General features: G+C 68.2%; 23 protein-coding genes and 1 pseudogene. 9 read left to right on the top strand and 15 right to left on the bottom strand.

The window, feature by feature from the left end; genetic code table 11:
* Positions 1-13 precede the first annotated feature (13 nt).
* Both fabG and K0O62_RS02560 read right to left on the bottom strand, forming a co-directional pair.
* Positions 14-781: a 3-oxoacyl-ACP reductase FabG gene (fabG, locus tag K0O62_RS02565; RefSeq protein ID WP_073855542.1), complete on the bottom strand. Its 768-nt coding sequence runs from the start codon at positions 779-781 to the stop codon at positions 14-16.
* The gene (locus K0O62_RS02560; protein ID WP_097933842.1) at positions 778-2,316 is read right to left on the bottom strand and encodes an APC family permease; all 1,539 of its coding nucleotides are present in this window, start codon (positions 2,314-2,316) and stop codon (positions 778-780) included. The genes fabG and K0O62_RS02560 overlap by 4 nt, the downstream gene beginning before the upstream one ends.
* Before the next feature lie 181 nt (positions 2,317-2,497).
* Here K0O62_RS02560 and K0O62_RS02555 point away from each other — a divergent pair, with 181 nt between their 5' ends.
* Together K0O62_RS02555 and K0O62_RS02550 are read left to right on the top strand one after the other, a co-directional pair.
* The gene (locus tag K0O62_RS02555; RefSeq protein WP_133118240.1) at positions 2,498-3,409 is read left to right on the top strand and encodes an alpha/beta hydrolase fold domain-containing protein; all 912 of its coding nucleotides are present in this window, start codon (positions 2,498-2,500) and stop codon (positions 3,407-3,409) included.
* A complete protein-coding gene (locus tag K0O62_RS02550; protein ID WP_073855540.1) occupies positions 3,406-3,915 on the top strand; it encodes a hypothetical protein in 510 nt (169 codons plus the stop codon). The genes K0O62_RS02555 and K0O62_RS02550 overlap by 4 nt, the downstream gene beginning before the upstream one ends.
* On the opposite strand, the gene K0O62_RS02545 is transcribed toward K0O62_RS02550, so the two are convergent.
* Complete coding sequence (locus tag K0O62_RS02545) at positions 3,912-4,754, bottom strand: sulfurtransferase (protein WP_073855539.1); 843 nt, start codon at positions 4,752-4,754, stop codon at positions 3,912-3,914. The two genes, K0O62_RS02550 and K0O62_RS02545, sit on opposite strands and share 4 nt — an antisense overlap.
* A 53-nt stretch (positions 4,755-4,807) precedes the next feature.
* Between K0O62_RS02545 and K0O62_RS02540 the strand changes: the two genes are divergently transcribed.
* Positions 4,808-5,230: a nitroreductase family deazaflavin-dependent oxidoreductase gene (locus K0O62_RS02540; RefSeq protein WP_073855538.1), complete on the top strand. Its 423-nt coding sequence runs from the start codon at positions 4,808-4,810 to the stop codon at positions 5,228-5,230.
* Between the two features lie 4 nt (positions 5,231-5,234).
* Here the strand turns inward: K0O62_RS02540 and K0O62_RS02535 are convergent, their stop codons facing one another.
* A complete protein-coding gene (locus K0O62_RS02535) occupies positions 5,235-6,443 on the bottom strand; it encodes an HNH endonuclease signature motif containing protein (RefSeq protein WP_245006552.1) in 1,209 nt (402 codons plus the stop codon).
* Between the two features lie 248 nt (positions 6,444-6,691).
* Here K0O62_RS02535 and K0O62_RS02530 point away from each other — a divergent pair.
* Positions 6,692-6,796: pseudogene (locus K0O62_RS02530) on the top strand (TetR family transcriptional regulator); the annotation flags it as partial.
* Positions 6,797-6,828: 32 nt separating this feature from the next.
* Here K0O62_RS02530 and K0O62_RS02525 read toward each other — a convergent pair.
* On the bottom strand, positions 6,829-7,068 hold the full coding sequence (locus tag K0O62_RS02525) for a CDGP domain-containing protein (protein WP_073855536.1): 240 nt from the start codon (positions 7,066-7,068) through the stop codon (positions 6,829-6,831).
* A gap of 214 nt (positions 7,069-7,282) precedes the next feature.
* On the opposite strand from K0O62_RS02525, the gene K0O62_RS02520 reads away from it, so the two are divergent.
* From K0O62_RS02520 to K0O62_RS02510, 3 genes are read left to right on the top strand one after another with little or no spacing between them, the layout of a single operon-like run.
* Complete coding sequence (locus K0O62_RS02520) at positions 7,283-8,551, top strand: alpha-hydroxy acid oxidase (RefSeq protein ID WP_073855535.1); 1,269 nt, start codon at positions 7,283-7,285, stop codon at positions 8,549-8,551.
* Between the two features lie 4 nt (positions 8,552-8,555).
* Positions 8,556-9,569 carry an acetamidase/formamidase family protein gene (locus K0O62_RS02515; RefSeq protein WP_073855763.1) on the top strand — a complete coding sequence of 338 codons (1,014 nt, stop codon included), beginning with the start codon at positions 8,556-8,558 and terminating at the stop codon, positions 9,567-9,569.
* A gap of 9 nt (positions 9,570-9,578) precedes the next feature.
* A complete protein-coding gene (locus K0O62_RS02510; RefSeq protein ID WP_073855534.1) occupies positions 9,579-10,331 on the top strand; it encodes an SDR family NAD(P)-dependent oxidoreductase in 753 nt (250 codons plus the stop codon).
* Positions 10,332-10,401: 70 nt separating this feature from the next.
* On the opposite strand, the gene K0O62_RS02505 is transcribed toward K0O62_RS02510, so the two are convergent.
* The 8 genes from K0O62_RS02505 to K0O62_RS02470 all read right to left on the bottom strand — a co-directional run bounded on the left by K0O62_RS02505 (position 10,402) and on the right by K0O62_RS02470 (position 20,364).
* A complete protein-coding gene (locus K0O62_RS02505; RefSeq protein WP_073855533.1) occupies positions 10,402-11,778 on the bottom strand; it encodes an aminotransferase class I/II-fold pyridoxal phosphate-dependent enzyme in 1,377 nt (458 codons plus the stop codon).
* 18 nt (positions 11,779-11,796) lie between these two features.
* Positions 11,797-12,753, bottom strand: a complete 957-nt coding sequence (locus tag K0O62_RS02500; protein ID WP_073855532.1) for an LLM class flavin-dependent oxidoreductase — start codon at positions 12,751-12,753, stop codon at positions 11,797-11,799.
* A 22-nt stretch (positions 12,754-12,775) separates the two neighbouring features.
* Positions 12,776-14,443: an ABC transporter substrate-binding protein gene (locus tag K0O62_RS02495; protein WP_079244298.1), complete on the bottom strand. Its 1,668-nt coding sequence runs from the start codon at positions 14,441-14,443 to the stop codon at positions 12,776-12,778.
* Between the two features lie 91 nt (positions 14,444-14,534).
* A complete protein-coding gene (locus K0O62_RS02490) occupies positions 14,535-16,202 on the bottom strand; it encodes a dipeptide ABC transporter ATP-binding protein (RefSeq protein WP_234800019.1) in 1,668 nt (555 codons plus the stop codon).
* Positions 16,199-17,059, bottom strand: a complete 861-nt coding sequence (locus K0O62_RS02485) for an ABC transporter permease (protein ID WP_073855530.1) — start codon at positions 17,057-17,059, stop codon at positions 16,199-16,201. Before K0O62_RS02485 ends, K0O62_RS02490 begins: the two co-directional genes overlap by 4 nt.
* A 5-nt stretch (positions 17,060-17,064) precedes the next feature.
* Positions 17,065-18,099 carry an ABC transporter permease gene (locus K0O62_RS02480; protein ID WP_073855529.1) on the bottom strand — a complete coding sequence of 345 codons (1,035 nt, stop codon included), beginning with the start codon at positions 18,097-18,099 and terminating at the stop codon, positions 17,065-17,067.
* A 19-nt stretch (positions 18,100-18,118) separates the two neighbouring features.
* The gene (locus K0O62_RS02475) at positions 18,119-19,504 is read right to left on the bottom strand and encodes an NtaA/DmoA family FMN-dependent monooxygenase (RefSeq protein WP_079244297.1); all 1,386 of its coding nucleotides are present in this window, start codon (positions 19,502-19,504) and stop codon (positions 18,119-18,121) included.
* Positions 19,505-19,515: 11 nt separating this feature from the next.
* Complete coding sequence (locus K0O62_RS02470; RefSeq protein WP_073855527.1) at positions 19,516-20,364, bottom strand: sulfurtransferase; 849 nt, start codon at positions 20,362-20,364, stop codon at positions 19,516-19,518.
* Between the two features lie 302 nt (positions 20,365-20,666).
* On the opposite strand from K0O62_RS02470, the gene K0O62_RS02465 reads away from it, so the two are divergent.
* On the top strand, positions 20,667-21,503 hold the full coding sequence (locus K0O62_RS02465; protein WP_165636959.1) for a sulfurtransferase: 837 nt from the start codon (positions 20,667-20,669) through the stop codon (positions 21,501-21,503).
* Positions 21,500-22,825 (top strand): MFS transporter, encoded by a 1,326-nt coding sequence (locus K0O62_RS02460; protein WP_205870640.1) that lies wholly within the window; start codon positions 21,500-21,502, stop codon positions 22,823-22,825. Before K0O62_RS02465 ends, K0O62_RS02460 begins: the two co-directional genes overlap by 4 nt.
* Positions 22,826-22,829: 4 nt before the next feature.
* Here the strand turns inward: K0O62_RS02460 and K0O62_RS02455 are convergent, their stop codons facing one another.
* A complete protein-coding gene (locus K0O62_RS02455) occupies positions 22,830-23,159 on the bottom strand; it encodes a 4Fe-4S dicluster domain-containing protein (protein ID WP_073855526.1) in 330 nt (109 codons plus the stop codon).
* The gene (locus tag K0O62_RS02450) at positions 23,156-24,733 is read right to left on the bottom strand and encodes an FAD-binding protein (RefSeq protein WP_073855525.1); all 1,578 of its coding nucleotides are present in this window, start codon (positions 24,731-24,733) and stop codon (positions 23,156-23,158) included. The genes K0O62_RS02455 and K0O62_RS02450 overlap by 4 nt, the downstream gene beginning before the upstream one ends.
* Positions 24,734-24,824 lie beyond the last annotated feature (91 nt).

The raw sequence follows: 24,824 nt of genomic DNA, 5'->3' as shown, positions 1-24,824 counted from the left end.
GTGGGCCACCGCTTCACGGCGCGTCGGGCAGTTCGGGCAGGGTCTGACCACCGTCCACCACCAGGAACTGACCGGTGATGAACGCCGCCTCCGCACTGGCGAAGAACTGGGCCGCCGCGGCGATGTCGGCCGGTGACCCCAAGCGGCGCTGCGGGATACAGGCCAGCATCTTCGCCATCGTGTCCGCGCCGAGACCGTCCAGTCCCTCGGTCCGGATACTGCCCGGCCCGATGGCGTTCACGGTGATGCGATCGGCGGCCAGTTCCAGTGCCGCACTGCGCACGAAGCCCAGCTGAGCCGCCTTGCTCGCAGCGTAGTGGCTCAGGCCCGGGAATCCGGTGACCGGTCCGGTGATCGAGGACGTCACCACCACCCGCCCGCGCCCGGACGCCTTCAGCGCGGGTCGGCAGGCCTGCACGCTGAAGATGGTGCCGCCGACGTTGGTGGCCATGATGTCGGCGACGTCGGCCGCGGTGAGCTCGTCGATGTCGCGCTCCGGATAGATACCGGCGTTGGCGCACAACACGTCCAGTCCGCCGAGCTGCTGCTGCGCCTCGGCGGCCATCCGCGCACACGAGGCCGGGTCGGCGACGTCGGCGACGATCGTCGCCACCCGCCGGCCGGGGCCGCCGAGTTTCTCGGCGGCCGCGGCCAGGGTGGCGGGCCGGCGGCCGCTGATCGCGACCGCCGCACCCGCGGACAGGAATCCCTCGGCGATGCCCAGACCGATCCCCTGGCTGCCCCCGGTGACCAGCACCTTGACACCGGACCAATCGGTCATGCTCGGTCCGCCGCCAGCACGTCTTCGGGACGATCGTCGAACACGGTGCTGCCGATCCGCGCATAGCGCACCGGGTCCACCTTGCGCAGGATCAGCGCGACGGCCATCGAGCCGAACAGCAGCGTCAGCACGATCCACGGGATCATCTTGAAGAAGAGACTCTCCGAGGCGGTGCCCGCCGCGGCCTCCATATTCGATGCCATCAGATAGATCACCAAGAGCATGCCCAGCCCACCGACGACGGGGGCCAGCAGGGTGCGCCACCAGCTCGCGGTCTCCGGATGCTGCTTCTTGACGTGGAAGTACACGATGGTCGAGATCGACGACATGATCTGCACGGTCAGCAGGCACAGCGTCGCCAGGATGGCGACCAGGACGAACAGCTCGGCGTACGGGTCGCTCTTGGTCACCGAGCAGACGATGAGAAGGATTGCGGCTACGCCACTCTGGGTCAGCGATGCCACCCAAGGGGAGGCGTGCTGGGGATGTGCACTACCGAGACGGTGCCAGAGCAGCCGGTCACGGCCGAAGGCGAACAGGTAGCGGGCCGCGGAGTTGTGGATGGCCAGCGCACAGGCGAACGAACCACCCAGAACCAGCCACTCGAAGATGGTGACCGCCCACGGGCCCAGGTACGCCTGAGCGGGGCTGTACAGCAGCTGGAACGGGTCTGCGCCGGAGGCCAGCTCGACCGCCTTGTCCGGGCCGTTGCCGACGATGACGCCCCAGGAGATGAACGTGTAGAACACGCCGATGCCGATCACGGCGATGAACGTCGCCTTCGGCACGATCCGCTTGGGGTCCTTGGACTCCTCACCGTAGATCGCCGTCGACTCGAACCCGACCCAGGACCAGAACGCCATCAGCAGACCCAGGCCGATCACACCGCCGGCCACACCATTGGTGGACAGTGCCGTCATCGGATTCAGCGAGGTGAAGCTCATGCCGTCCGGGCTGGCGATGAGCGAGGCGACCGCGATCAGGGTGAGAATGACGATCTCGGCAACCAGCACAACGCCCAGCACTTTGGCCGCCACCGAGATGTCGAAGTGCGACAGCAGCGCGATCACCAGCAGGCAGCCGAGCGCATAGACCTCCCACGGCAGGTCGATACCGAACTGCGAGGTCATCGCTTGATCGGTGAACGCCGAGAAGATGCCGATCAGCGCGGCTTCCATCGTCATATAGGTGACCATCGACATCACCCCGGCGGCAAGACCGGGGATCTTCGACCAACCGCGCGAAACGAACGTGTAGAAGGCACCCGCGGCGGTGATATGCCGGGCCAGCGCGACGAATCCGACGCTGAAGATGGTCAGCACGATGGTGGCGATGAGGAAGCCGGCGGGGGCACCGAGCCCGTTGCCAAAGCCCACCGCGACCGGCAGGTTGCCGGTCATCGCCGTGATCGGCGCGGAGAACGCCACCACCATGAACACGACGCCGGCGAGCCCGATGGCTCCCCGCTTCAACGTCGGCTTGCCTTCGCCGGCACCGTCCCCGGTCCCGGTCACGGCACTTGTGTCAACCGCCATGGAGATCCACCTTTCTACGATTGTGGGGAGCGTAGGGCAGCTGAAGGACTAAAAACAAGACCTATAGACCAATATTTGTGATCTGTGACATGTTGTTAACGAAAGTGGTCTAATGGTTCGTTCATCAGGTCTTTAATGCGTTCCACCTGGGGTGATGGCGGCCGTCGTCTACCGTGTGACCATGGCGAACCCCCGTATCGCGCCGCTGGAGTACGCGTTGGCCTACGCGGCCCAGCAGGTCGCTCCGTTGGTCTTCCGGCCACCCGCCATCCCGAAGCCGGCCTACTCACTCGACCCGCCCGGCGTCGTCCGGGTGCCGACCCGGCACGGGCCGGTCCGGTGCTTCGTGTACCGACCGCATCCGTCCTCACCGTTGAGCGGAACATCGGACCGGCGGCCGCCGCTGCACATCGACATCCATGGCGGCGGGTTCGTGCTGCGCAATACCCACGAGGACGCACACATCTGCCGGTTCCTGGCCTCCGACGTCGGCTGTGTGGTGCTGGCGATCGATTACCACGCCGCCCCGCAGGTGACTTTCCCTGTGGCAGAACAGGAGTGCATCGACGTACTGCAGTGGGCGTTGGACAACGCCGACCAGCAGGGCTGGGATGCCGACCGGGTCAGCGTGGGTGGAGCCAGCGCCGGCGCCAAGCTCAGCATGAATCTGGCGCAGCACTCCCACGACGCCGACATCGCGCTGCGTGCCGCCGTGCTCTCCTATGCCGTCGCGGACTGCACCCGCGCCGACCGCACCTCCCCCAAGAGCAACGCCGCGATCTCCCCGCGGCTGCAAAAGCTCTCTGCCAAACTCTATTTCGTGGATCCGGCCAGCCACGACGACCCGATCGCCTCGCCCTATCACGACGCCGATCTACCCATGAAGATGCCACCCACCCTGATCCAGACCGGGGATCTCGACACGCTGGGACCGGAGATGATCGAGATCGCCGAGCGCCTGCGCGCAGCCGGGGTCGACGTCATCCACACCGGCTATCCGACCGATCATGCCTTCAACACCCAGGGAGACCGCGCCATCATGGACACCTCGATCCGGGAGATCGGCGCATTCCTGCTGGCGAGGCTGGCGTGACGCGCGTGCCGGAGGCCGAACCCGTCGAGCATGTCGTCGCCACGCTGCGGGAGCGGATGTACGGGGCGATCTCGTGTCTGGCCACGCTGGCCGCGCTGGCCCGGTACACCACCGACGACACCAGCGCGTGGGTGCGGGTGCTCGATGTGGCGGTGGCCGCGGGTGGCTTGTGGGCCGCCGCCCTGCTGGCCGAATTCATCGCCCGACTCAGCGTCGAGGGACGCGCGCCCCGCGGCCGCGACGCCGCGCACATGCTGGCCTCGTCGGGTCAGATCCTGCAGGCCGCCGCGGTGCCGGTGCTCATCCTGATCGCCTCGGCGGTCGGCCTGCTGGACACCACCACCGCGGTGTGGAGCGCGATGTGGTTCCTGGTCGCCGAGATGGCGCTGATCACGTTCGCCGCGGTTCGCAAGACGGGGCTGGTGTGGTGGCAGCGGCTGCTGGCGGTCGCGCTACTGGCCGGGGCCGGGGCGGCCGTGGTGGCCGTCAAGATGATCGCGCACTAGTCGCCGGTCGCCACCGGGCGGTCGGTCTCGGCCCCCCACTGGGACCACGACCCCGGGAACAGCGCCGCGTCCACGCCGGCGGCCGCCAGCGCCGCCACCAGTACCGCGGCGGTGACGCCCGATCCGCAGTACACCCCGACCTGGTCCGACCCGCCGAACGACCAGCCCAGCGCGGCCAGCTCGTCCGGCGACAGCACGGTGCCGTCGGCGGTCAGCACCGCAGTGCTGGGCAGGTTGTGCGCCCCGGGAATGTGGCCCGCCACCGGATCGACCGGTTCGACCTCGCCGCGGAATCGTTCCGGGGCGCGCGCGTCGAGCAGGTTCGGATGCCCGGCGGCCTCGTCGGCGCTCAGGGTCGGCATCGCGCCCGCATAGAGATCGTCATGCTCGACGACGATGTCCCCGGGTACCGGGGTCACCGCGCCGGCCTCCAGTGCTCCGCCGGCGGCGCGCCAAGCGGCCAGTCCGCCGTCGAGAATGTGCACATCGGCCACCCCGGCCGCCCGCAACACCCACCAGGCGCGGGCCGATCCGGCGCGGTTCCAGTCGTCGTAGACCACCACCGGTGTGCCGCGCCGCACCCCCCAGCGCCGCGCCGCCTCCTGCAGCTGCGCCCCGGACGGCAGTGGATGCCTGCCCCGACCTGCGACGCCGTGATCGCTGAGCTCATCGTCCAACGACACGTACACCGCGCCGGGCAGATGCGCGTCGGCGTAGGCGGCACGCCCATCGGGGGCGCCGAGCTGCCATCGCACGTCCAGGATGGTCGTGGGCTCGCCGGCATCCAGGCGCCGGGCGAGCTCGGTGGCAGAAATGAAGACATCCGCGTGCGTTGTCATCACCCGAGGGTCTCACAGGGAATAACGGCGGGGGCCGCGGTGTTACCGCACCCATGTCGAATCAACCCGAACTGAGCCCCACCGACTGGGTACGCGAGCAGACCGAACGCATCATCGAGAACGGCACCACGGACGGCGTTGAGATCCTGGACCGGCCGATCGTGCTGTTCACCACGACCGGCGCCAAGACCGGCAAGAAGCGCTATGTGCCGTTGATGAAGGTCGAGGAGGCCGGCAAGTACGCGATGGTCGCCTCCAAGGGTGGCGACCCGAAGCACCCGTCCTGGTACCACAACGTGAAGGCACACCCGCAGATCACCGTGCAGGACGGCGACAAGATCGCCGAGCTGACCGCGCGCGAGCTCGAGGGCGCCGAACGTGAGCACTGGTGGAAGCTCGCCGTCGAGGCCTATCCCCCGTATGCCGAGTACCAGACCAAGACCGACCGACTGATCCCGGTGTTCGTCCTCGAATAGCGAGTCAGTTCGGCGCCGGTGGTCGTGGTTCGTAGGGGGTGTACCACCACCATTGGGCGCGTTCCCCGAGCGGTCCTTTGCACGGCGCTACATCCGGGGGCGGGGTGGTCGGTGGGCGGGCCAGTGATGCCCCGGTCATCAGATCGCCGTCACTGTCGGTGACGCGGAGTCGGTGGGCGGGCCCGGTGAGGGTGATCCCACCGCGGTGATGCGTGCGATGGTGAAACGGGCAGAGCAGCACCAGATTTGAGAGCTCGGTAGCCCCGCCGTTCTCCCAGTGCACGAGGTGATGGGCGTGCAGACCGCGGGTGGCCCCGCAGCCGGGCACCACACACGACTTATCCCGGTACTCCAGGGCTCGGCGGAGTCGGCGGCCGACGGTGCGGGTGGTCCGCCCGGCCCCGATCGGGGTGCCGCGCCGTTCGAACCACACCTCGCAGGTCGCGTCACAGAGCAGGAACCGGCGCTCCTCATCGGTGAGGGCGGCTCCCAGATGCAGGGCGGCGACCGGCTTGTCGGCGTGGCGGTCTAGGTCGACGTGCGCCACGACCGTGGTGTGCGCGCCGTGCGGGCGCGCGGCGACATCGGTGTCCCAGCCGGCCTCGATCAGGCTCATGAACGCATCCACGGTGTCCGGGAACGGAGGCGCCTGATCGGACACCTCGGCACCGGGGTCGTCGTGGTGCCGTTTCCAGTCCGCGACCAACGCGTCCTTGTGTGAGGCCAGCGCGGCGTCGAACTTCGCGGCGTCGAGCTTGGGGAGCCGGATCTTGTAGGTGGTGTACCCGTCACCGTCATAGGAGCTGATCCCGCGCTTGGGTTCGGGCTTGGTCTCGGGTTCGGGGCGGGGCTCCATCTTGACCGCGGTACGTAGCTGGGCCACCGTGGCGTACTGCACCAGATTCGCATAGTGGTCATCGCAGCCTTCGGCGGCGCGTACGGCGATCACCGCGACCCGGTCCAGCGACAACCGGCCCGCGCGCAATCCTTCTGCCAGACGCGGCAACTCGTCGAGGCGACGCGCCACCGCCACCATCGTCTCCGCATTGCGTGGAGTCATTCCGGTCTTCCAGGCCACCAGGGCCTCGATCGAGCGGCATCCGGTGCCACCCCACAGCGGGTTGCCGTCGGCCGCACCTCTGCCGTCGATCTCGGCCACGATCTCCACCAACCGGCCATCGATGGCATTGCGCTGCCCGGTCAGCTCCGCCATCTCCGCGAACAGCACATTCAGCCGCGGTTCAACGTAGTTCTCGGCGAACGACACGTGGCGGTGCGCGGTGCCGGGAAACCCGAAGTTATCCACAATCACCGATTCATCCACAGCTTCCATCGCCGGGTCCCCGTATGCGGTGTAATCCCCTAGCACCAGTTCATCTTTCAGTGGGCCAAGTTCGCCGGTGTTCTTGTACGTCCAGGCGTGGTACGGGCAGACGAACCGCGCCGCATTGCCCGACCCGCACCGAAGCGGTGGTGGAGGGCATCGCCTACACCTTCGAGCAGCTGGCCCACGACAGATATCTGGGCCTGGTGCTGCAGCCGGGCAAGGCCGGCGCCTTCACCGCCCGCGGTCCACGCTCACACCGAGCGGGTCACCGCTACCGCGGCGGTGCCGGCACGATGAAACACTGTGTGCCGCCGATCCCGAGCACATAGACCGTGGTGCAGCGCTGGAAGCTGCCGTCTTCGTAGAACGGGCCGTCACACTGGCCCCCTCCATTGCCCCAGACCTCGAAGTTGCCGCACGCGTCAGCGTGCGCGGTCGGCGCTGTCACCCACCCCGCGAATGCCATTGCCGCCACCACCGCGCCCACCGCGGCGGCCGTTGTCGCTCTCATGATCCATGCCAGCCCACTCGTGATGAATGTTTAGCCCTACTAGCAGTCTTTGCTGGTAGGTCCGACCCGGCAAGGAACCGTTGCGCACGTCACGCCCCCGCCGGCGCGGTGTCCATGACACCAGTGTCCAACTCGGCGAACACCGGCACAAGACACCGGTGCGCACCCGACGCACCCGGATTCCGCGTACCGTCGCGGCAGGAAAGGTACCGACATGAAACGCCGCATTCCCAAGGTCGCCGACCTGGCGCCCCTGATGCAGTTCAAGAAGCCCGAACTGAACGCGCGCACCCGCCGGCTGGCCGCCGCCCTGACGGTGGAGGACCTGCGCACCATCGCCAAGCGCCGGACCCCGCGCGCCGCGTTCGACTACACCGACGGATCCGCCGAAGCCGAGCTGTCGCTGGCGCGGGCCCGGCAGGCCTTCCAGGACATCGAGTTCCACCCGGCGATCCTGCGCGATGTGTCGAAGGTGGACACCAGCTGCACCATTCTCGGCGGCCGGTCGGAACTGCCGTTCGGCATCGCCCCGACCGGCTTCACCCGGATGATGCAGACCGAGGGTGAGTACGCGGGTGCACGCGCGGCGGCCCGGGCCGGGATCCCGTTCTCGCTGTCCACCATGGGCACTGCCTCCATCGAGGATGTGAAGGCGGCCAACCCGGACGGGCGCAACTGGTTCCAGCTGTACATGTGGAAGGACCGGAACCGCTCGATGGCCCTGGTCGAGCGCGCCGCAGCGGCCGGCTATGACACCCTGCTGGTCACCGTCGACGTGCCGGTGGCCGGGGCACGGCTGCGCGACAAGCGCAACGGCATGTCCATCCCGCCGGCGCTGACGGCCAAGACGGTGCTCAACGCGATCCCGCGACCGCAGTGGTGGATCGACTTCCTGACCACCGAGCCGCTGGCCTTCGCCTCGCTGGACCGGTGGTCGGGCACCGTCGCCGAACTGCTGGACACCATGTTCGATCCGACGGTCACCTTCGATGACCTGGCCTGGATCAAGACGCAGTGGCCGGGCAAACTGGTGGTCAAGGGCATCCAGACGCTGGCCGACGCACAGGCCGTCGTCGACCTCGGAGTCGACGGCATCGTGCTGTCCAATCACGGTGGACGCCAACTGGATCGGGCACCCATTCCGTTCCATCTGCTGCCGCAGGTGGCTCCGGCGGTGGGCCAGGAGACCGAGATCATCCTGGATACCGGCATCATGTCCGGCGCCGACATCGTCGCCGCCATCGCGCTGGGCGCGCGGTTCACCCTGGTCGGCCGCGCCTACCTGTACGGCCTGATGGCCGGCGGCGAAGCGGGCGTGGACCGGATGATCGAGATCCTGTCCGAACAGATCACCCGCACCATGCGGCTGCTCGGCGTGGCCACCCTCGCCGAACTGGAGCCGGCCCACGTCACCCAGTTGCAGCGCCTGACGCCGCGATCTCTGCCGTCGGATGGCGGTGACGGCATCCTGCGACGAGGATGACCCGATGGAGCACATCACGTTCGTCCCATCCCCCGAGCAGTTCGCCTTCACCTTCGGCGGCGCCGAACCGGTGCTGCGGATCAAGCCCGGCACGGTGCTCACGCTGTGGACCGAGGACGCCTTCGGCGGCCGGATCACCAGTACCGACGATGTCGCGACCCGGGCGCTGGACACCGAGGACCTCAACCCGCAGACCGGACCGTTCTGGATCGAGGGCGCCGAACCCGGGGACACCCTCGCGGTGCATCTGGTCGATCTCACCCCGGCCCGCACCTGGGGCGCGTCCACGCTGATCCCGTTCTTCGGCGGGCTGACCAGCGTGCCGGTCAGTCCGACCCTGCAGGATCCACTGCCCGAACGCACGTACATCTACGAATACGACTCGGCCGCCAAGACGCTGGGGTTCAGCGCGCACGGCAGCGACTTCGAGCTGGCGCTGCCGAGCAACCCGATGTTGGGCACCGTCGGTGTCGCGCCGGCCCGCCGGGAGGTGCGCACCTCGCTGGTGCCCGACGTGTTCGGCGGCAACATGGACACCCCCGAGATGGCCGCCGGCGCGACCTGCTACCTGCGGGTGAACGTGCCGGGGGCATTGTTCTCCCTGGGCGACGGGCACTACCGCCAGGGCGAGGGCGAGTCGTGTGGCACCGCGGTGGAGGGTGCCATGAACGTCACCGCCATCGTCGAGTTGATCAAGGGCGGTGGACCGGCCTGGCCGCGACTGGAAACCGACACGCACCTGGTCTGCATCGGATCGGGACGCCCGTTGGAGGAGGCGTGGCGGGCCGGGCAGGTCGAGATGATCACCTGGCTGGGCGAGCTGTACGGACTCGACCGGCTCGACGCCTATCAGCTGCTCACCCAGATCTCCCTGGCACCGATCGCCAATGTCGTCGACACCAACTACAGCGCGGTGACCAAGATCGACAAGCGCCTACTCCCGGCAGCCACCGCGTACGGCGGCGTACACGCCGAACTGCGCTCGGCAGCACGTTCATTCGGCACCATCACCTATTAGGAGAACATCATGGATCTCGGTCTCACCGGCAAGCGGTTCGCGGTAACCGGCGGAACGCGCGGTATCGGGCGGGCGGTGGTGGAGGGCCTGCTGGCCGAGGGAGCCCGCGTCGCGTACTGCGCGCGGACCCCCGAGTCGGTGTCCGGCGCACAGGCCGAACTCGGGGACGGCGCGGTCGGCACCGCGGTCGACGTGAGCGACCGGGCTGCGCTGACGGCTTGGGTGAACGCCACCGCTCAGGACTTCGGCGGGCTGGACGGCGTGGTCGCCAACGTCAGCGCGCTGGCCATTCCGGAGTCCTCGGACAACTGGCGGTCCAGTTTCGAGGTCGACATGATGGGCACCGTCGGCCTGGTCGACGCCGCGCTGCCACTGCTGGAGGCCTCCGGCGCCGGGTCGATCGTCACGATCGCCAGCGTCTCGGGTCGCGAAATCGATTTTGCGGCAGGCCCGTACGGCGCGATGAAGGCGGCGATCATCCACTACACCCAAGGCCTGGCCTTCCAACTCGCCGGAAGGGGTGTGCGGGCCAACACCGTCAGCCCCGGTAACACCTACTTCCCGGGTGGGGTGTGGCCGACCATCGAGACCGAGGACCCGGAGTTGTTCGCCCAGTCCCTGGCGCTGAACCCGACCGGCCGGATGGCGACCCCTCGGGAGGTGGCCAATGCCGTGGTGTTCCTGTCCAGTGCGGCAGCGAGTTTCATCACCGGGACGAACCTGCTGGTGGACGGCGCCCTGACCCGCGGCGTGCAGTTCTGATCGGGCGCAGCATCCGCACAACGCCGAGGATCGCAGCCACCGACCGGCACCGATCCTCGGCATAACCGATTCAGTCGAAGTACTCGCGGTCCGCGGAGTGGATCGCGGCCCGCACCGCGTGGGCCAGGCCGTCGATGAGCTCGACATCGTCGGGCAACTGCAGCAGCGACAGCCGCAGTAGACCAGGCGCCGAGGTGACAAAGGATTTGGCGCCGGCAGCGACCACGATGCCCTGCCGGGCCAGGTTGGTCAACGCCGAGGTCTCATCGGGCACCGGCACCCACACCACGAATCCGTTGCGGCCCGCCGAGGCGGGCAGCCCGACTTCGGTGAACGCCTGCAGCGCGGTCGCACGGCGCCGGCCGTAGATCGCACGCGCCCGGCCCATCAGATCGGCGGCCGCCTCGTCCGCGATCAGCTCGGCCAGGGCGTTCTGCAGGATTCGACTGTTGGCGGCCATCCCGAAACTGCGCAGCCGGACGGTGCGCTCCACCAATTCACTGCTGCCACCGAGCACTGCCGAACGCAGGTCGATACCGAATGCCTTGCAGTAGCTGCGGATCCGGACAACCTGATCCGGCAGGCGGGTGCCGAGCGTGGCCGGTTCCGCAGTGGCCAACGGTCCCGCGCTGTCATCCTCGATCACCCAGACGTCGGGATGCTCCGACAGCAGCTCACCGAGCTCCGCCGCGCGTTCCGCGCTCAGCGCGCCGGCCACCGCATAGGCCCCGCTGGGCTGCAGCACGACTGCGGATACCCCGCTGCGCACCGCCGCGGCCACCGACGCAGGCGTCGGGCCATGTTCGTCGGCGTGCACACCGACTGCCGAGATGCCCAAATTCCGCAGAATTTCCAGGTAGCCGGGGCTGACCGGCTCCTCCACCGCAATCAACCGGTCGGCACCTGATACAGCACCGCCGGTGGCGGCGGCACTGGCCAGCACCAGCGCCTCGCTGCCGCCGCCGACGCAGTTCCAGGCCTGAGCCCGGAACGGCCAGGTCGGCTCGACCAACCGCAGCAGTTCCGGGGTGATATGGGCGCGTCGCGCGGCGTGCAGGTCGGGGGTGCTCAGCGCCGCGGTCAGCGCTGCCCTCAGATCGGGTTGGAGCACCGGATCCGGTGTCACCACCGACATCTCGACATGGGTCCAGTCGAACGACGACACGCCCGGCTCCGCATCCGGGTGGGGTGCCGCGGCGACCACCGTGCCGCCGCGTCGCCGCGTCTGCAGCCTGCCGCTGTCTCGGACCCGGCTCCAGGCCGTCATCACGGTGCCGGGACTGACCCCGGCCGCCCGGGCGAAGTCACGGATGGTGGGCAGGTGCGCGCCGGGGGGCAGTTCGCCACCGTCGATGAGCCGGCTCAGTCCGTGGCCCAGGTCCTTCGACGACGTCGCGGTGAGCCGCTGCGCCAGCCACTCCGCGTCCACCTGCTCCGAGGCGGTCATCGACGTAGCGGATCCTGGTCACGAGACCCGGGCATAGCTGCGTCCCTCCTTGCGGATCGGGTCGAGCACCTCGGACACCATCAGGTTCAGGCTCGACTTCCATTGCGTCAACGTCAGCTTGGCGGGCGCGACCTGCAGCAGCACCTCGTCGACGAGATGCAGTTCCGGATCGGCGAGCAGCCGTGCGCGCACCAGATCCGGGTCGCCGAACCACGGCTCCCCGTCACCGTTTCGGTGGTGTACGTCGATGGCGTGCTGCCCGGCGAGTTCACGTGCCGCGGTGGTGCTCTCGGCGACGATCACCGACCGGCTGGCGGCGATCCGCTGCTGTCCCCCCGCGTGCTCGCGGAAGGCGTCGATCGCCTCGCTGTGCCGGGTCAGATTCCCTTCGAAGGTGAGCGCCTTCGATGACCGCAAGAGCAGGTTGTCACCGACCCGACCGATCTCTTCGGCGTGGGCCGGATCGCTGGCGACCCGCCACAGCCGCTGCCGCAGTCCGCCGGCCGGCGGGTACAGCCGACGGCCGCCACCGAGGTCGGCCCCGTCCAGGACCGACCTCAGCTCGGCCACCTTCCCCGCATACACCCGGAGGCGGTCATCCCAGTCCACCCCGAACGGACCGAATGCCCAATCCTCCAGGCCTGAGCCCAACCCGAGTTGCAGCCTGCCCCCGGCGAGCGCATCGGTGATCACCGCATCCTCGGCCACCCTGATCGGGTTCTCCAGGGTGACGACGACGACCCCCGCCCCGAGCCGGATCCGGCTGGTGCGCTGGCTCGCTGCCGCCAGGAACACCAGCGGCGATGCGATCGTCCCCTTGTCGGACCGAAAGTGGTGCGAGGTGATCCACGCGCTCGATAACCCCAGCTCCTCGGCGTACCCGATCAAGTCGAGACCGTCATGGTACTGCCGTACCGGATCGGCTTCGGTGTCGTTGAGCCGGAAGAAGATCCCGAAATCTGGCAGATTACTCATGGGTTGGGCTCACGGGTCCTGTCTAGTCTTTCCAGGTCTCGTACGCCGCGAAGCTGACCATGCCGCGCGGCGGCTCCAACCATGCCGAGATGTTATGGACGCCACTGCCGGTCGCCACGTTGTAACGCTCGGTGTACAGCGGCAGAGTGGTGACCTCGTCGATCAGGGCGTACTGCGCGACGTTGTCGTACGACGTTGTCCGCGAATCCTGGTCCAGCGCAGTACGACCGTCGGCCAACCACCCGTCGACTACCGGGTCCTCCAACTTGGGTCCGTTGATCGCGCCACCGGTCTCGTAGATCTTCTCCAGCACGACGCCGATGTCGGTGCCGCCCACCGCACGGGGGAAGGCCTCATAGGCGTTGGTCTCACGCACCACATCGACGGTGCCTTCGTCACGGAACTGCAGATCCACCTCGACACCGGCATTGGTGCGCAGCTCTGCCTGGTACGCCTCGAGCACGGTGCTCAGCGGCGGCTTGGGCTCGGTGGCGATCACCCGAACGGTGAGGCGTTGGCCCGCTGCGTTGGTCCGGTAGCCGTCCTTGTCGCGTCCGGTCCAGCCGGCCTCGTCGAGCAGCTTGTTGGCCTCGTCGACATTGCCACCATAGGCGTTCTCGTACTTGGCGTCGTAGAAAGGGCTTTCGGGACCAACGATGCTCCAAGCGCGCTCCGAGCTGCCCTGCAGCACGGTGTCGATGATCGGGTTCAGGTCGACGGCTTCCCGCAGGGCACGCCGGACGCGGACATCCTTGGTGTTGTCTCCGGTGACGTTGAAGTACAGCGAGTAGGGCGAGACGTTCGACGGGCGAGACTCGAACTGGAATCCGTCCGCATCGTCGAACAGCGCGATATCGGCCGGTGCGATCTGGGCGATCGCGTCGACCTCGCCCGAAGTCAACAGGCCCGCGCGAACATTGGGCTCGGGTACCACCTTGACGACCAGCTCATCCAGGTAGGCCGGGCCCTCGTGCTCGGCCAGTGCCGACGGCCAGTTGTAGTCCTCGTTGCGCTTGAACCGCAGCTCGGCTCCTTCGACCACCTCGGAGAGAGTGAAGGGGCCGGTGCCCGCGAATCCGACGCCACCGGTGGCGGCGTCCGGACCGGCCAGCGACTTCGGGGAGATCTGGGCGCCCTGCAGGGAGGCCAAGGTGCTCAGCCAGTTGGCCGTCGGCTCGGAAAGCACCGTACGGACGGTGTACTCGTCGACGACCTCGGTGGCCAACAGGTTCTGGAAGGTGCTCTTGGCCACCGACGGCGCGTACTCCTTGTCACCGGTGATCTTGTCGAAGTTCGCCTTCACCGCGGCGGCGTTGAACGGTTCACCGTCGTGGAACTTGACGTCCTCGCGCAGCTTGAAAGTGTACGTCAGGCCGTCGGGCGACTGCTCGAAGCTCTCGGCCAGCCAGGGATGGATTGTCTCGTCGAAGTCGATGGCGACCAGGCTGTCGTAGACGTTGCGCAGTACCTGTACCTCAACGCAGCAGCCGCGGACCACCGGGTTGAAGCCCTCTTCCGGGTAGTCCGCCTGCGCGATGGTCAGGGTGCCACCGCGGACCGGTTCGCCGCCGGCGGAGCTGCCGCCGGAATCGCTGCCGCAGGCGGTCAGCGCCAGCAGCGCCGCGCCTGCCAGAGCCGCCAACCGCAAGGTCAGTGAGCTCCGTTCCTTCATGGTTGTACGGGTCATCATCGTTCCATCTCGTGAGGAGACCGCACACCCTGTGCGGTCTGGGGGTTCAGAAAGACGGTGCGGCGTCAGCCGCGACAGGATCCCGGACAGCTCATAGCGTCGGCACCGCCTGCAGTAGCGCCTGTGTGTACGGGTCCTGCGGGGTGTCGAACACCTCGTCGGCGGTGCCCTCTTCGACGACCCGACCGCGGTGCATCACCAGCACCCGGTCCGCGACGTGGTGCACCACCCCGATGTCGTGAGAGATGAACAGCAGTGCGGTGTTCCGCACGGCCCGGATCTCCAGCAGCAGATCGAGGATCTGCGCCTGAATCGACACGTCCAGCGCCGACACCGCCTCGTCGCAGACCAGCAGTTCCGGGTCGGAGCCCAGCGCGCGGGCGATGGACACCCGTTGCCGCTGACCACCTGAAAGTGACCGGGGATGGCGGTCGATCACACCGGCGGGCAGGTGCACGAGATCCAGCAGTTCCTGGATCCGGCCGGTGCGCTCATCACCGGAATGCCGCAGCGCGACTGTCTCGTTGATGATCTCGCGGACGGTGTAGCGGGGATCGAAGGAGCCGACCGAATCCTGCGCGACGAGCTGCACGATGCCCAGCCGGGGCGGAACGTGGCGGCGGTTACCGGTCCACTTGCGGCCGTCGATCTCAACGTGGCCGGTATCGGGGGCGAGCAGTCCGGTGACGATGCGGGCCACCGTCGATTTGCCCGAACCCGATTCCCCCACCAGGCCGACCACCTCGCCGCGGTGGATCGTCAGGTTGACGTCCTCGGCGGCGGCGAACTCCTTGCCGCGGCCCAGCCGGTAGAACTTGCCGACCTCCACCACCGAGGCGACGACCTCGTCGCTCACGGTGAACGTCTGCGGCACCACCTGTTCCGGCTCTGTACCGGCGGAGCCACTCAGCCGGCGACCTCGGGTGTCGCGGCCGGGTACCGCGGCGACGAGCCTGCGGGTGTAGTCGTGCTTGGGGTTGTGGATGACCTCGTCTACCGATCCCTGCTCGACGATCCGGCCGTGGTGCATCACCAGCACGTCATCGGCGACCCGGGATACGACGGCCAGGTCATGGCTGATCAGCAACACGCCGCGGCCGTCATCGGCCAGGGTGCGCAGCAGTCCCAGGATCCGCGCTTGCACGGTGACGTCGAGCGCGGTGGTCGGTTCGTCGGCCACCAGCACGTCGGGGCGCCCGGACAGTGCCGAGGCGATCAGGGCACGCTGCCGCAGACCGCCGGAGAGCTGATGTGGATAGTTGCGCCGCCGGTAGGGCGGATCGGGAATGCCCACGGAGGCAAGGAGTTCCTCGACGGCCGCCACTCGCTGCCCACGCGGGATCCGCATCGCCTCGGCGACCTCGGCCTGCACGGTCCGCAGCGGGTCCAGCGAGGTCAGCGCGTCCTGCAGCACGAACCCGATCTGGCCGCCGCGGACTGAGCGCCAGTCGCGTTCTTCGAATCCACGGGCGTCGGTGCCGAGCAGATCGAAGGTGTCCGCCTCGATCCGGCTTCCGTCACCGGCCAGACCGATCAGCGCTCGTGCGGTCACCGACTTGCCGGATCCCGATTCGCCGACGATGGCCAGCACGCGGCCGCGCCGGATCCTCAGGTCGACGTCCTTGACCACCTGCAGATGTGCGCCGTCGGCGGCACGCACGGTGTCGAAGGAGACCGAGAGCCCCTTGACATCGACCAGAACGTCGCCGGCGTGCTCGTCCGGCGCGGTGTTGATACCGGATGGCAGAACGGTGGTCACGATTGCGCCCTCCGCTCGAAACGACGCTGCAGATTGCGCCCGACGATCGAGACACTGACCACCGTGATGGTGATGAACAGGCCGGGGAAGAAGCCGACCCACCAGGCGACCCGCAGATCTTGGCGGGCGTCCGACAGCATCGAACCCCATTCCGGCAGCGGTGGGGTGGGGCCGAAGCCCAGGAAGCTCAGCCCGGCGGCGCCGATGATCGCGGTACCGATGCCCAGGGTGGCCAGCACCGGCACCGTGCCCAGCGCATTGGGCAGCACATGGCGCACCGTGCGGCGCACCGCCGAGGCGATCGCCAACCGGGATTGCGCCACGTAGTCGGATTCGCGCACCCGCAGCGTCTCGGCCCGCACCACCCGGCCGTACCGCGGCGCCGAGGCAATCGCGATGGCGGCGATGACATTTCCGGTGCCGGGCCCGGTCAACGTGATGAGCATCAGCGCGAACAGCAGGTCCGGGAAGGCGCCGACGGCGTCGAACACCCGGGAGATGGCCTCGTCGACCCATCGGTGTGACACCCCCGCGATCACGCCGAGCAGCACCCCCATCACCACACCGAGCACGGTGGAGGCGACGCCGATGAGGATCGAGTAGCGGGCCCCGTGCACCACGCGCGACCACACGTCGCGGCCGAGGTGATCGGTGCCGAAGATGTGCTCGAAGCTGGGTGCGGCCAGCGCGTGGGACATATTGCTGGCCAACGGGTCACTGCCGGTGAACAGACCGGGGAACAGCACGGCTACCGCCAGCAGAACCAGAATCGATCCGGCGATCAGCAGACCCGTCTGCCGGAAGCTGGTCAACCCCGACGAGAGGGACCGGCCGGGGAACGCGAATGTTGTTGCCATGGCCGCTACCTCACCCGCAATCGGGGGTCGATCCACAGATAGACGATGTCGACGACGGTGTTGACCACCACGTACAGCGTCACCGCCAGCAGCGTGATGCCCAGCACGACGGGAATATCCTGGCGGGTGACGGCGACGACGGTCGCCTGCCCGATCCCCGGCCGACCGAAGACCTGCTCGACGATGACGGTGCCGGTGAGCATCCCGCCCACCGACCAACCGGCCAGCGTGGCCGCCGGGATCAGCGAGTGCCGCAGGCCGTGTCGCAGCTTCAGCTGCCACGGTGAGATGCCGCGCGCCAACGCTGAAATGGCGTAAGGCTGTTCCAGCGATCGCTCGATCCCCTCCCGCAGCACCTGGGTCAGCACCGCGGCCAGCGGTAACGCCAGGGTCAGGCTGGGCAGGATCAGGTTCTCCAGCTTGCTGCCACCGACTACCGGCAGCAGGCCCAGCTGGAAGGACAGCACGGTGATGAACACGATGCCCAGCCAGAACGTCGGGATGGACGCGAAAGTCAGTTCACCCAGGTAGGTGATCCGGGTGGCCAGGCCGCGCCGGCCCGCGGTGAGCAGCGCGACGACCAGCGCCACCGTGACCGCGATCAGGGTGGCCGCGGTGGTGAGCTGGGCGCTGGCGACCAGCCGGTGGCTGAACAGGATGTCGCTGACCGGAGTGCGCTGCACATACGACATGCCGAAGTCACCCCGCACCGCTCGACCGAGGAAGTCGAAGTACTGCACCGCCAACGACTTGTCCAGACCCCATTGGGCTTCGATGGTGGCACGCAACTCCGGGCTCTTGAACTCGCCCATCAGCAGGGTCGCCGGGTCGCCGGGTGCCAGGTGCACCGCGAGGAACGCCGCCGAAGCCGCCAGCCAGAGCACCACGACCGCGGCGAACAGCTTCTCCGCGACGTAACGTGCCTGGAAGGCAGCATCGGCCCAGCGGCTGTTGCGCCGGGGTGAGCGGCGTCCAGATGCTGGTGCCCCGGCCGTGTCAGTGCTGCCGGCCGGCTGCTGGGTGGTCTCGAGAATCGTCATGAGGGGTTGCATCCGGTGATCAACCGAACGCGGCCTCCCCCACCTTATGCCGGGGTGTGCTGGGCGCCCGGTAGTCCTCGAAGCCGTCGCCGGGACGGGCCAGCCCCAGGGTGTCCCGCAGGGTGGTGCCCGGGTACTCGGCGCGGAAGATGCCCTTGCGCTGCAACAGCGGCACCACATGCTCGACGAACTCCGTGGCGACGTGCGGAAGCTGGGCACTCATGATGTTGAACCCGTCGGCGGCCCCTGCGGCGTACCAGGTTTCGATCTGGTCGGCGACCTGCTCGGGGCTGCCGATCGCAGTGACGTGGGTGAGCCCGCCGCCCTGGCGGGCCAGGATCTGCTTGACGGTGTAGCGCTCCCGGCGCGCGGTGCCGATCAGGGCGGCGAAATGTCCGCCCTGCGCGCCCAGTTCACCGTCGGAGGGCACCAGATCCCAGGGCAGTTCCTTGTCCAGATCCAGGGCCTCCACCGGCACGCCGATCTGCAGGGCCAGCGCATTGATCGCGAAATGTTCGGTGTGCAGTTCGCGGAGCTCGATCTCTCGTTGCCGCGCTTCGGCTTCGGTCGGGGCGACCAACGTGATCAGACCGGGCAGCACCCGGATGGTCTCCGGGTCACGGCCCCACTCGCGGGCACGGGCGCGGACGGTGTTGCGGAAGGCGATCGCCGATTCGATGGTCGACTGCACGGTGTAGACCGCATCGGCAAACCGGGCCGCCAGCCCGATCCCGTCCGGGGACGACCCGGCCTGCACCAGCACCGGATGCCCCTGCGGCGAGCGCGGCAACGGCAGCGGGCCTGCGGTGTTCACGAACTCACCGGTGTAGTCGACGGCGCGGATCCGGCTGTCATCGACATAGGTGCCGGTCTCCCGGTCGGCCACCCATGCGTCATCGGCCCAGCCGTCCCACAGCGCACGGACCGCTTCGACGAACTCGTGCGCCCGACGGTAACGCTGATCGTGATCCAGGCCGTGCTCCCGGCCGAAGTTACGCGCGACGTCATCTCCGTTGGTGGCCACGATGTTCCACGCGGCGCGGCCGCCCGAGATGTGATCCAGGGTCGAGATCCGGCGGGCCAGGTTGTAGGCGGAGTTGTAGGAACTCGATCCGGTGGCGACCAGACCGATGTGACTGGTGTGCTGCGCGATCGCGGCGAAGGCCAGCGTCGGGTCGAGACCGCGGAACGGGCGGTATTCACCGCGGTACCGCCACACCGGGGTGTCGGCGAGGAACACCGCGTCGAACTTGCCCCGCTCGGCGATCTTGGCTACCTCGATGTAGTGCTCAAGGCTGCTGTACTGGCGAGCATCACCGTTACCGGCGCGCCAGGCGCCCGGGAACACTCCACCGGGAATCAGGTTGAGATTGAGAGTCAAGGATTTCGACTGAGACGTTGTCATGAAGGAAGCCTTTACTTTTCGATGGGAAAGCCGACGATGCTGCCCCACTCGGTCCAGGACCCGTCGTAGACGCGGACATTGTCATAGCCGAGCACCTCCGAGAGTGCGATCCAGCCCAGCGTGGACCGGTGCGACAGTCGGCAGTAGTTGACGATGAGGCGGGGGTCCCCAGCGATGCTGCCGTCCACGAGCTCCCGCAGCTGATCGGCCGGTTTGAGCCGACCGGACTCATCGAGCAGCTCGCGGAAGAACAGTGGTTTCGCACCGGGGATGCGGCCGTGCCGCTCGGCGCCGTGATCGATCGGTGCGGTCGGGCCGCTCACCCGCTCCCCCGCGTATTCCTGCGGTGTGCGGTAGTCCAGCAACACCACGCTGTCGTCATCGAGCAGCGCACGCACGTCATCGCGTCCGATCCGCAGCTGTTCGTGCGCCGGGGTGGGATCCGGGACCGGCAGCGGCTCCGTCGGCGCAGTCCGGGTCACCGGCGTATCGGCCGCCGTCGGAGCACCGAGTGCCCGCCATGTCTCCAGTCCGCCGTCCAGGTAACCGATATCGGTGAAACCCCGGACCCGCAGTGTCCACAGCAGATAGGCGGCGAACTGTGTCGGCTCGCCGGCCAGCACGATGCGCGACCCGGTACCGGCGCCGAGCTCGAACAGCCGCGCAGACAACAGTTCCCCGGAAGCCAGCTCACGATCCAGCGGATGCCAGGCCAGGTCTTTCCAGAAGACCGGCCGGGCACCGGGGATGACCGCGCTGCCGGGACGTGTCGCGTGCACCTCGATGATCGCCAGGTCGGGGTCGTCGAGGGCGCCGAGCAGTTCCTCCGGCGACACCACGCTGCGCGTGATGAGAGTCATCTCAGGTCCTTCTGCGAAATCGTCAGGTACAGCTCAGGGGCGAAACCGGTACATATTTCGTTACAGCGGAGAACATTAGAGACACCCGGGCAACTCGGCTCCTATTTACAAACCCATGAGTTTTAGTCATGCGCGGGTACCGCAACCTATGAACAGCCGCAGGTGAGCGCATGTTTCGCGGAGCGGGCGGCCGGCCCGGCCGCCTTCGCGTCACACCGATTCTTTGGTGCGGCGCCAGATCGGACAAATACGTTACGACCGTATTTGTGCCAGATCCGGGGACCGCCAGAGGAGAACACACAGTGAGCGACGCGGCGCGCGAGGCGCATCTGATCAGCCCCGTCGATCTGGGTACAGCACTGGCGTCGGGCCAGGATGTCGTCCTGCTCGATGTGCGACACACCCAGGCGTCCGATTCGGCCGACCCGGACGCATTTCGGGCCGGCCACATTCCCGGCGCGCAGTTCGTCGATATCGATGACGATCTCGCCGGCACCAGCACCGGCGCCAACGGCGCCCGGCCACTGCCGGAGCCCGATGTACTGGAGCAGAAGGTGCGCCGCTGGGGTATCGATGCCCGAACCCCGGTCGTGGTCTACGGCGCGACGCGTTCCCCCGCCCCTGCCCGCGCCTGGTGGTTGCTGCGCTGGGCCGGTGTCGAATCGGTGCGACTGCTCGACGGCGGCCTCGACGGTTGGGCCTGCCACGGCGGTCTGCTGACCAGTGCCGAAACCACCCGTGCGGAAAGCCGATTCGAGATCAGACCGGGCCGGCTGCCGATCGTCGAGGCGATCGCAGTGCCCGATTTCGCCGCGCGGGGACAGCTTCTCGATGCCCGTCCGGCCGCCCGGTTCAGCGACCCGACCAACCCTGCTGCCGGCCACATTCCGGACGCCCGAAATGTGCCGCTGCCCGAATTGTTCGACGCACGCGGATATCTCAAGAGCGAACCGGACTTGCTGGCGGTCTTCGGCGCCCGCGGAATCGGGCCGCACAGCAGGCCGGCGACCTATTGCGGCTCCGGTGTGGCGGCCGCGCTGGAAGTCCTGGCGCTCGCCCTGCTGGACATACCGGCCCACCTCTACGTGGGGTCACTGTCGGAGTGGGCCGCGGATCCCGCCCGTAAGCTCGTCCGGTGACTCGGCCCCCTCGCACCTCGACCTGGCGCGATATCCGCGGCGGACTGCTGCTGGATCTCACCCTGTTCCGGCACAGCAGGGCCTTCGGCCGACTCTGGTTCGGCACCACCCTGGGCAGCATCGGTCAGGAGATGACCGTGGTGACCGTCGCTTTGCAGGTGTACGCCATCACCTCGTCGACCTTCGCGGTCTCGTTGATCGCGGGCATCGCGCTGGCACCGATCGTGGTGATCGGACTGTACGGCGGGACGCTGGCCGACCGCTTCGATCGCCGCCGGGTCGCAATGATGTCCTCGGTTATCTCCTGGCTGGCGATCATCGTGTTGACCGCCCACGCATTCCTGGATGGCACCTCGCTGTGGGTGCTCTACCTCGCCGCCACGGTCAACTCGGTGGCCAATACCGTCGGCGGAATCACCCGGCGAGCCATCGTTCCCCGGCTGCTGCCCAAGGAATTGCTGCCGGCTGCCGGCGCCCTTAATGGCATCAGCATGGGGTTGATGGCGACGGTCGGTCCGCTGCTGGCCGCCGGCGCGGTCGGCGCCGGCGGGTTTCAATCGGCATATCTCGTCGATGCGGTGCTGCATACCGCGGCCTTCCTCGGCATCTGGTCGCTACCCGCGCTGAGACCGGTGGACGAGGCCCGTGCCGCGGCGGTCGGTGCGCTGCGTTCGGTGCTCGACGGTCTGGACTACCTCCGGCGGGCCGCCAATATCCGGTTCGCCCTGACCGTCGATCTGGTGGCGATGGCCTTCGCTCAACCCCGGGTGCTGTTCCCTGCCCTGGGCGCGGTGACGCTGGGCGGCGGGGTCACCACTGTCGGGGTGTTGTCCGCGGCCGGCGCCGCCGGCGCGGTGCTGTCCTCGTTGTTCTCCGGGTGGACCGGATCGGTTCGTCGGCAAGGCTTCGCGATCCTGGTGGTGACCTATGTCTACGCAGCGGTGATCGCCGTTGCCGGTCTCATCCTGCTGTGGGCGGTGCTGTTACCGCGTTCCGGTGAAGTCAACAACGCTGCGGTGGCGGCGCTCGCGGCCGTTCTGGCCATCGGCGGCGCTGCGGACGGTATTTCGGTGATCTTCCGCGGGGCGATCCTGCAGGCCGCGGTACCCGACCACCTGCGTGGCCGGGTGCAGAGCATCTTCAGCATCATCGTGACCGGCGGGCCGCGGGTCGGCGACGTCGTGACCGGTGCGGTGGCCAGCGTGTTCGCCATCTGGAGTCCACTGCTGGCCGGTGGCATCGCGATGCTGCTGGTGGTCTGGCTGTTGGCCAGGAAGGTGCCGTCGTTCAAGGATTACGACCGGGACAACCCGGCACCGTGACCGCTCAGGGCATTTCGGGTTGAATGGCGATGCGCGCGCCCAGGGTGCGTCCCTTGCCCCAGCCCAGCGCCCGGCGATAGGAGCCCAGCAGACCGGTGTCGGTGACGTGCTGCAGATCCTTGTACGGGGATCCGTCGGGCACCGGTTCCAGTTGTGCCGCCACGAACAGTGCATCGGTCGGGCAGTAGGCCTCGCACTGAAAGCAGGTCTGGCAGTTGTCCTGTCGGGCGATCACCGGAAGTCCGTCTGGACCGCGATCGAACACCCGGGTCGGGCACACGTCGATGCACTTGTCGCAGGAGATGCACCGGTCGGCGGAAAAGATCTCGATCACGCGGCCTGCCCCCCGTCACGAGCGGCCAGCCATTCCGGTTCCGGCCGGCTCCAGAGTTCATCGAGCCCGCCCGTCAGCAACCGGTACTGCTGCCGCGGGTCGATCTCGGTGTGGTCGAAACGCCGGTGCATGCCGCGACTCTCGGTGCGCTGCAACGCGGCGTGGTACATCCAGCGGCTGTGCGCGAGCATCGCCGCGGCCTCGCGGGCCCGGAATGCGTTCTCGCCCTGGAGCTCGCGATCGGATCGGGTGGCGGCCCAGATGCCGTTCAACCGCACCAACGCCGGTCCGAGCCGTTCGGCGTGGCGGAGGCAGTTGATCTCGTAGGGCATCACCTGTGCGCGTACCTCGGCGATCACCTCGCGGTGATCTGTGGGCCCCGGTGCGCCCACCGGGTGGGTCGCCGGCGGTGGGGCACCCCGCTGCCGGGCGAATGCGGCGGCGCCCGCTCCGGCCCAGCCGCCCGAACAGGCCGCCCAGGAGGCGTTGTGCGCGCCGCCACCGGTCCATGCCCCGGCGATCAGTTCCCGGGTGGCGGTGTCCCCCGCGGCATACAGACCGGGAACGTCGGTGGCGCAGTCACTTCCGGCAATCCGGATGCCACCGGTGCCGCGGACGGTGCCCTCGGTCACCAGGGTGATCTCGAAGCGCTCGGTGAACGGGTCGATCCCGAGCCGGTCGAAGCTGAGGAAGAAGTTCGGCTGCGCGGTGCGCATCATGGCCTGCTCGCGCGCGGTCGCCTTGTCGATGCGGGCCAGTACCGGCTCGGTCAGCAAGGTCTGCGCCATCAGGGTGCGGTCCTTGGAGCGCGGAACCTCGAACACCGATCCGTCGGCACGGTAGAACGTCGCCCAGTTGTAGAAGGCGTTCTTGGTGACCCCGGTGCCCTTCGGGGCGATGGCGTACGCGTTGGAGAACTCCATACCCGACAGCAGGGCACCCGCCTCGACGGCCATCAACGCGCCGTCGCCGGTGTCCACATCGCAGCCCAGCGTCTTGGACTGAAATGCACACCCGCCGGTGGCCAGCACGACGGCACCGGCCTCGATACGGACGGTGCGCCCGGTCCGGCGTTGCACGGCCACCGCTCCGGACACCACACCGGCGTCGTCGGCGAGCAGGTGCAGCGCCGGGGTGTGGTCGAGGATGCGCACGCCGAGTCGCTGCACCCGCAGCCGCTGACGCTTCATGCACTCGGGGCCCTGGAGATCCTCCATGAGCAGTTCGCCGTCTGGGCCGACCGGGAACGGGTAACGCTGCACCCGCGCCAGTTCGTGCATGACGGAGTAGGTTTCGTCGAGCACCCGGGTCATCCAGGAGCGTTCGGTGAGTCCGGCGCCCACCTTCTCCCGGTTGGCGATCGCCGCCTCCCGCAGATCGGGGTCGTCCTCGACGTACCAGAGCCCGGTGCCCGCCGACGCGGTGGCGCCGCTGGTCCCGGTGTAGCCCTTGTCCGCGAGCACCACAACGGCGCCGGCTTCCGCGGCCCGGATCGCGGCCCAGGTGCCTGCGGGCCCGCCACCGATCACCAGGACATCGGCCGAGAGACGTTCCACGACGGTGCTGTCGGTCATGGGAAGTCTCGGCCTATCGATCGTCATCCGGGCATTGGTCAGGATTCACGATCGCGTGAATGCCGCGGATCCGGAAGAGATCAAATCGGCG

The sequence above is a fragment of the Mycolicibacterium diernhoferi genome, assembly GCF_019456655.1.
GTDB classification, from domain to species: domain Bacteria; phylum Actinomycetota; class Actinomycetes; order Mycobacteriales; family Mycobacteriaceae; genus Mycobacterium; species Mycobacterium diernhoferi.
Note: the sequence above shows the minus strand (reverse complement) of the source record. Positions and strands in the feature narration are given on the sequence as shown.

What these genes read in the sequence shown, in the direction of transcription:
- fabG (WP_073855542.1), bottom strand. Translation starts at nt 781, where the DNA reads ATGACCGATTGGTCCGGTGTCAAGGTGCTGGTCACCGGGGGCAGCCAG.
- K0O62_RS02500 (WP_073855532.1), bottom strand. Translation starts at nt 12,753, where the DNA reads ATGAGTAATCTGCCAGATTTCGGGATCTTCTTCCGGCTCAACGACACC.
- K0O62_RS02485 (WP_073855530.1), bottom strand. Translation starts at nt 17,059, where the DNA reads ATGGCAACAACATTCGCGTTCCCCGGCCGGTCCCTCTCGTCGGGGTTG.
- K0O62_RS02495 (WP_079244298.1), bottom strand. Translation starts at nt 14,443, where the DNA reads ATGATGACCCGTACAACCATGAAGGAACGGAGCTCACTGACCTTGCGG.
- K0O62_RS02510 (WP_073855534.1), top strand. Translation starts at nt 9,579, where the DNA reads ATGGATCTCGGTCTCACCGGCAAGCGGTTCGCGGTAACCGGCGGAACG.
- K0O62_RS02475 (WP_079244297.1), bottom strand. Translation starts at nt 19,504, where the DNA reads ATGACAACGTCTCAGTCGAAATCCTTGACTCTCAATCTCAACCTGATT.
- K0O62_RS02480 (WP_073855529.1), bottom strand. Translation starts at nt 18,099, where the DNA reads ATGACGATTCTCGAGACCACCCAGCAGCCGGCCGGCAGCACTGACACG.
- K0O62_RS02505 (WP_073855533.1), bottom strand. Translation starts at nt 11,778, where the DNA reads ATGACCGCCTCGGAGCAGGTGGACGCGGAGTGGCTGGCGCAGCGGCTC.
- K0O62_RS02540 (WP_073855538.1), top strand. Translation starts at nt 4,808, where the DNA reads ATGTCGAATCAACCCGAACTGAGCCCCACCGACTGGGTACGCGAGCAG.
- K0O62_RS02515 (WP_073855763.1), top strand. Translation starts at nt 8,556, where the DNA reads ATGGAGCACATCACGTTCGTCCCATCCCCCGAGCAGTTCGCCTTCACC.
- K0O62_RS02545 (WP_073855539.1), bottom strand. Translation starts at nt 4,754, where the DNA reads ATGACAACGCACGCGGATGTCTTCATTTCTGCCACCGAGCTCGCCCGG.
- K0O62_RS02450 (WP_073855525.1), bottom strand. Translation starts at nt 24,733, where the DNA reads ATGACCGACAGCACCGTCGTGGAACGTCTCTCGGCCGATGTCCTGGTG.
- K0O62_RS02555 (WP_133118240.1), top strand. Translation starts at nt 2,498, where the DNA reads ATGGCGAACCCCCGTATCGCGCCGCTGGAGTACGCGTTGGCCTACGCG.
- K0O62_RS02525 (WP_073855536.1), bottom strand. Translation starts at nt 7,068, where the DNA reads ATGAGAGCGACAACGGCCGCCGCGGTGGGCGCGGTGGTGGCGGCAATG.
- K0O62_RS02470 (WP_073855527.1), bottom strand. Translation starts at nt 20,364, where the DNA reads ATGACTCTCATCACGCGCAGCGTGGTGTCGCCGGAGGAACTGCTCGGC.
- K0O62_RS02560 (WP_097933842.1), bottom strand. Translation starts at nt 2,316, where the DNA reads ATGGCGGTTGACACAAGTGCCGTGACCGGGACCGGGGACGGTGCCGGC.
- K0O62_RS02535 (WP_245006552.1), bottom strand. Translation starts at nt 6,443, where the DNA reads ATGGCGGAGCTGACCGGGCAGCGCAATGCCATCGATGGCCGGTTGGTG.
- K0O62_RS02520 (WP_073855535.1), top strand. Translation starts at nt 7,283, where the DNA reads ATGAAACGCCGCATTCCCAAGGTCGCCGACCTGGCGCCCCTGATGCAG.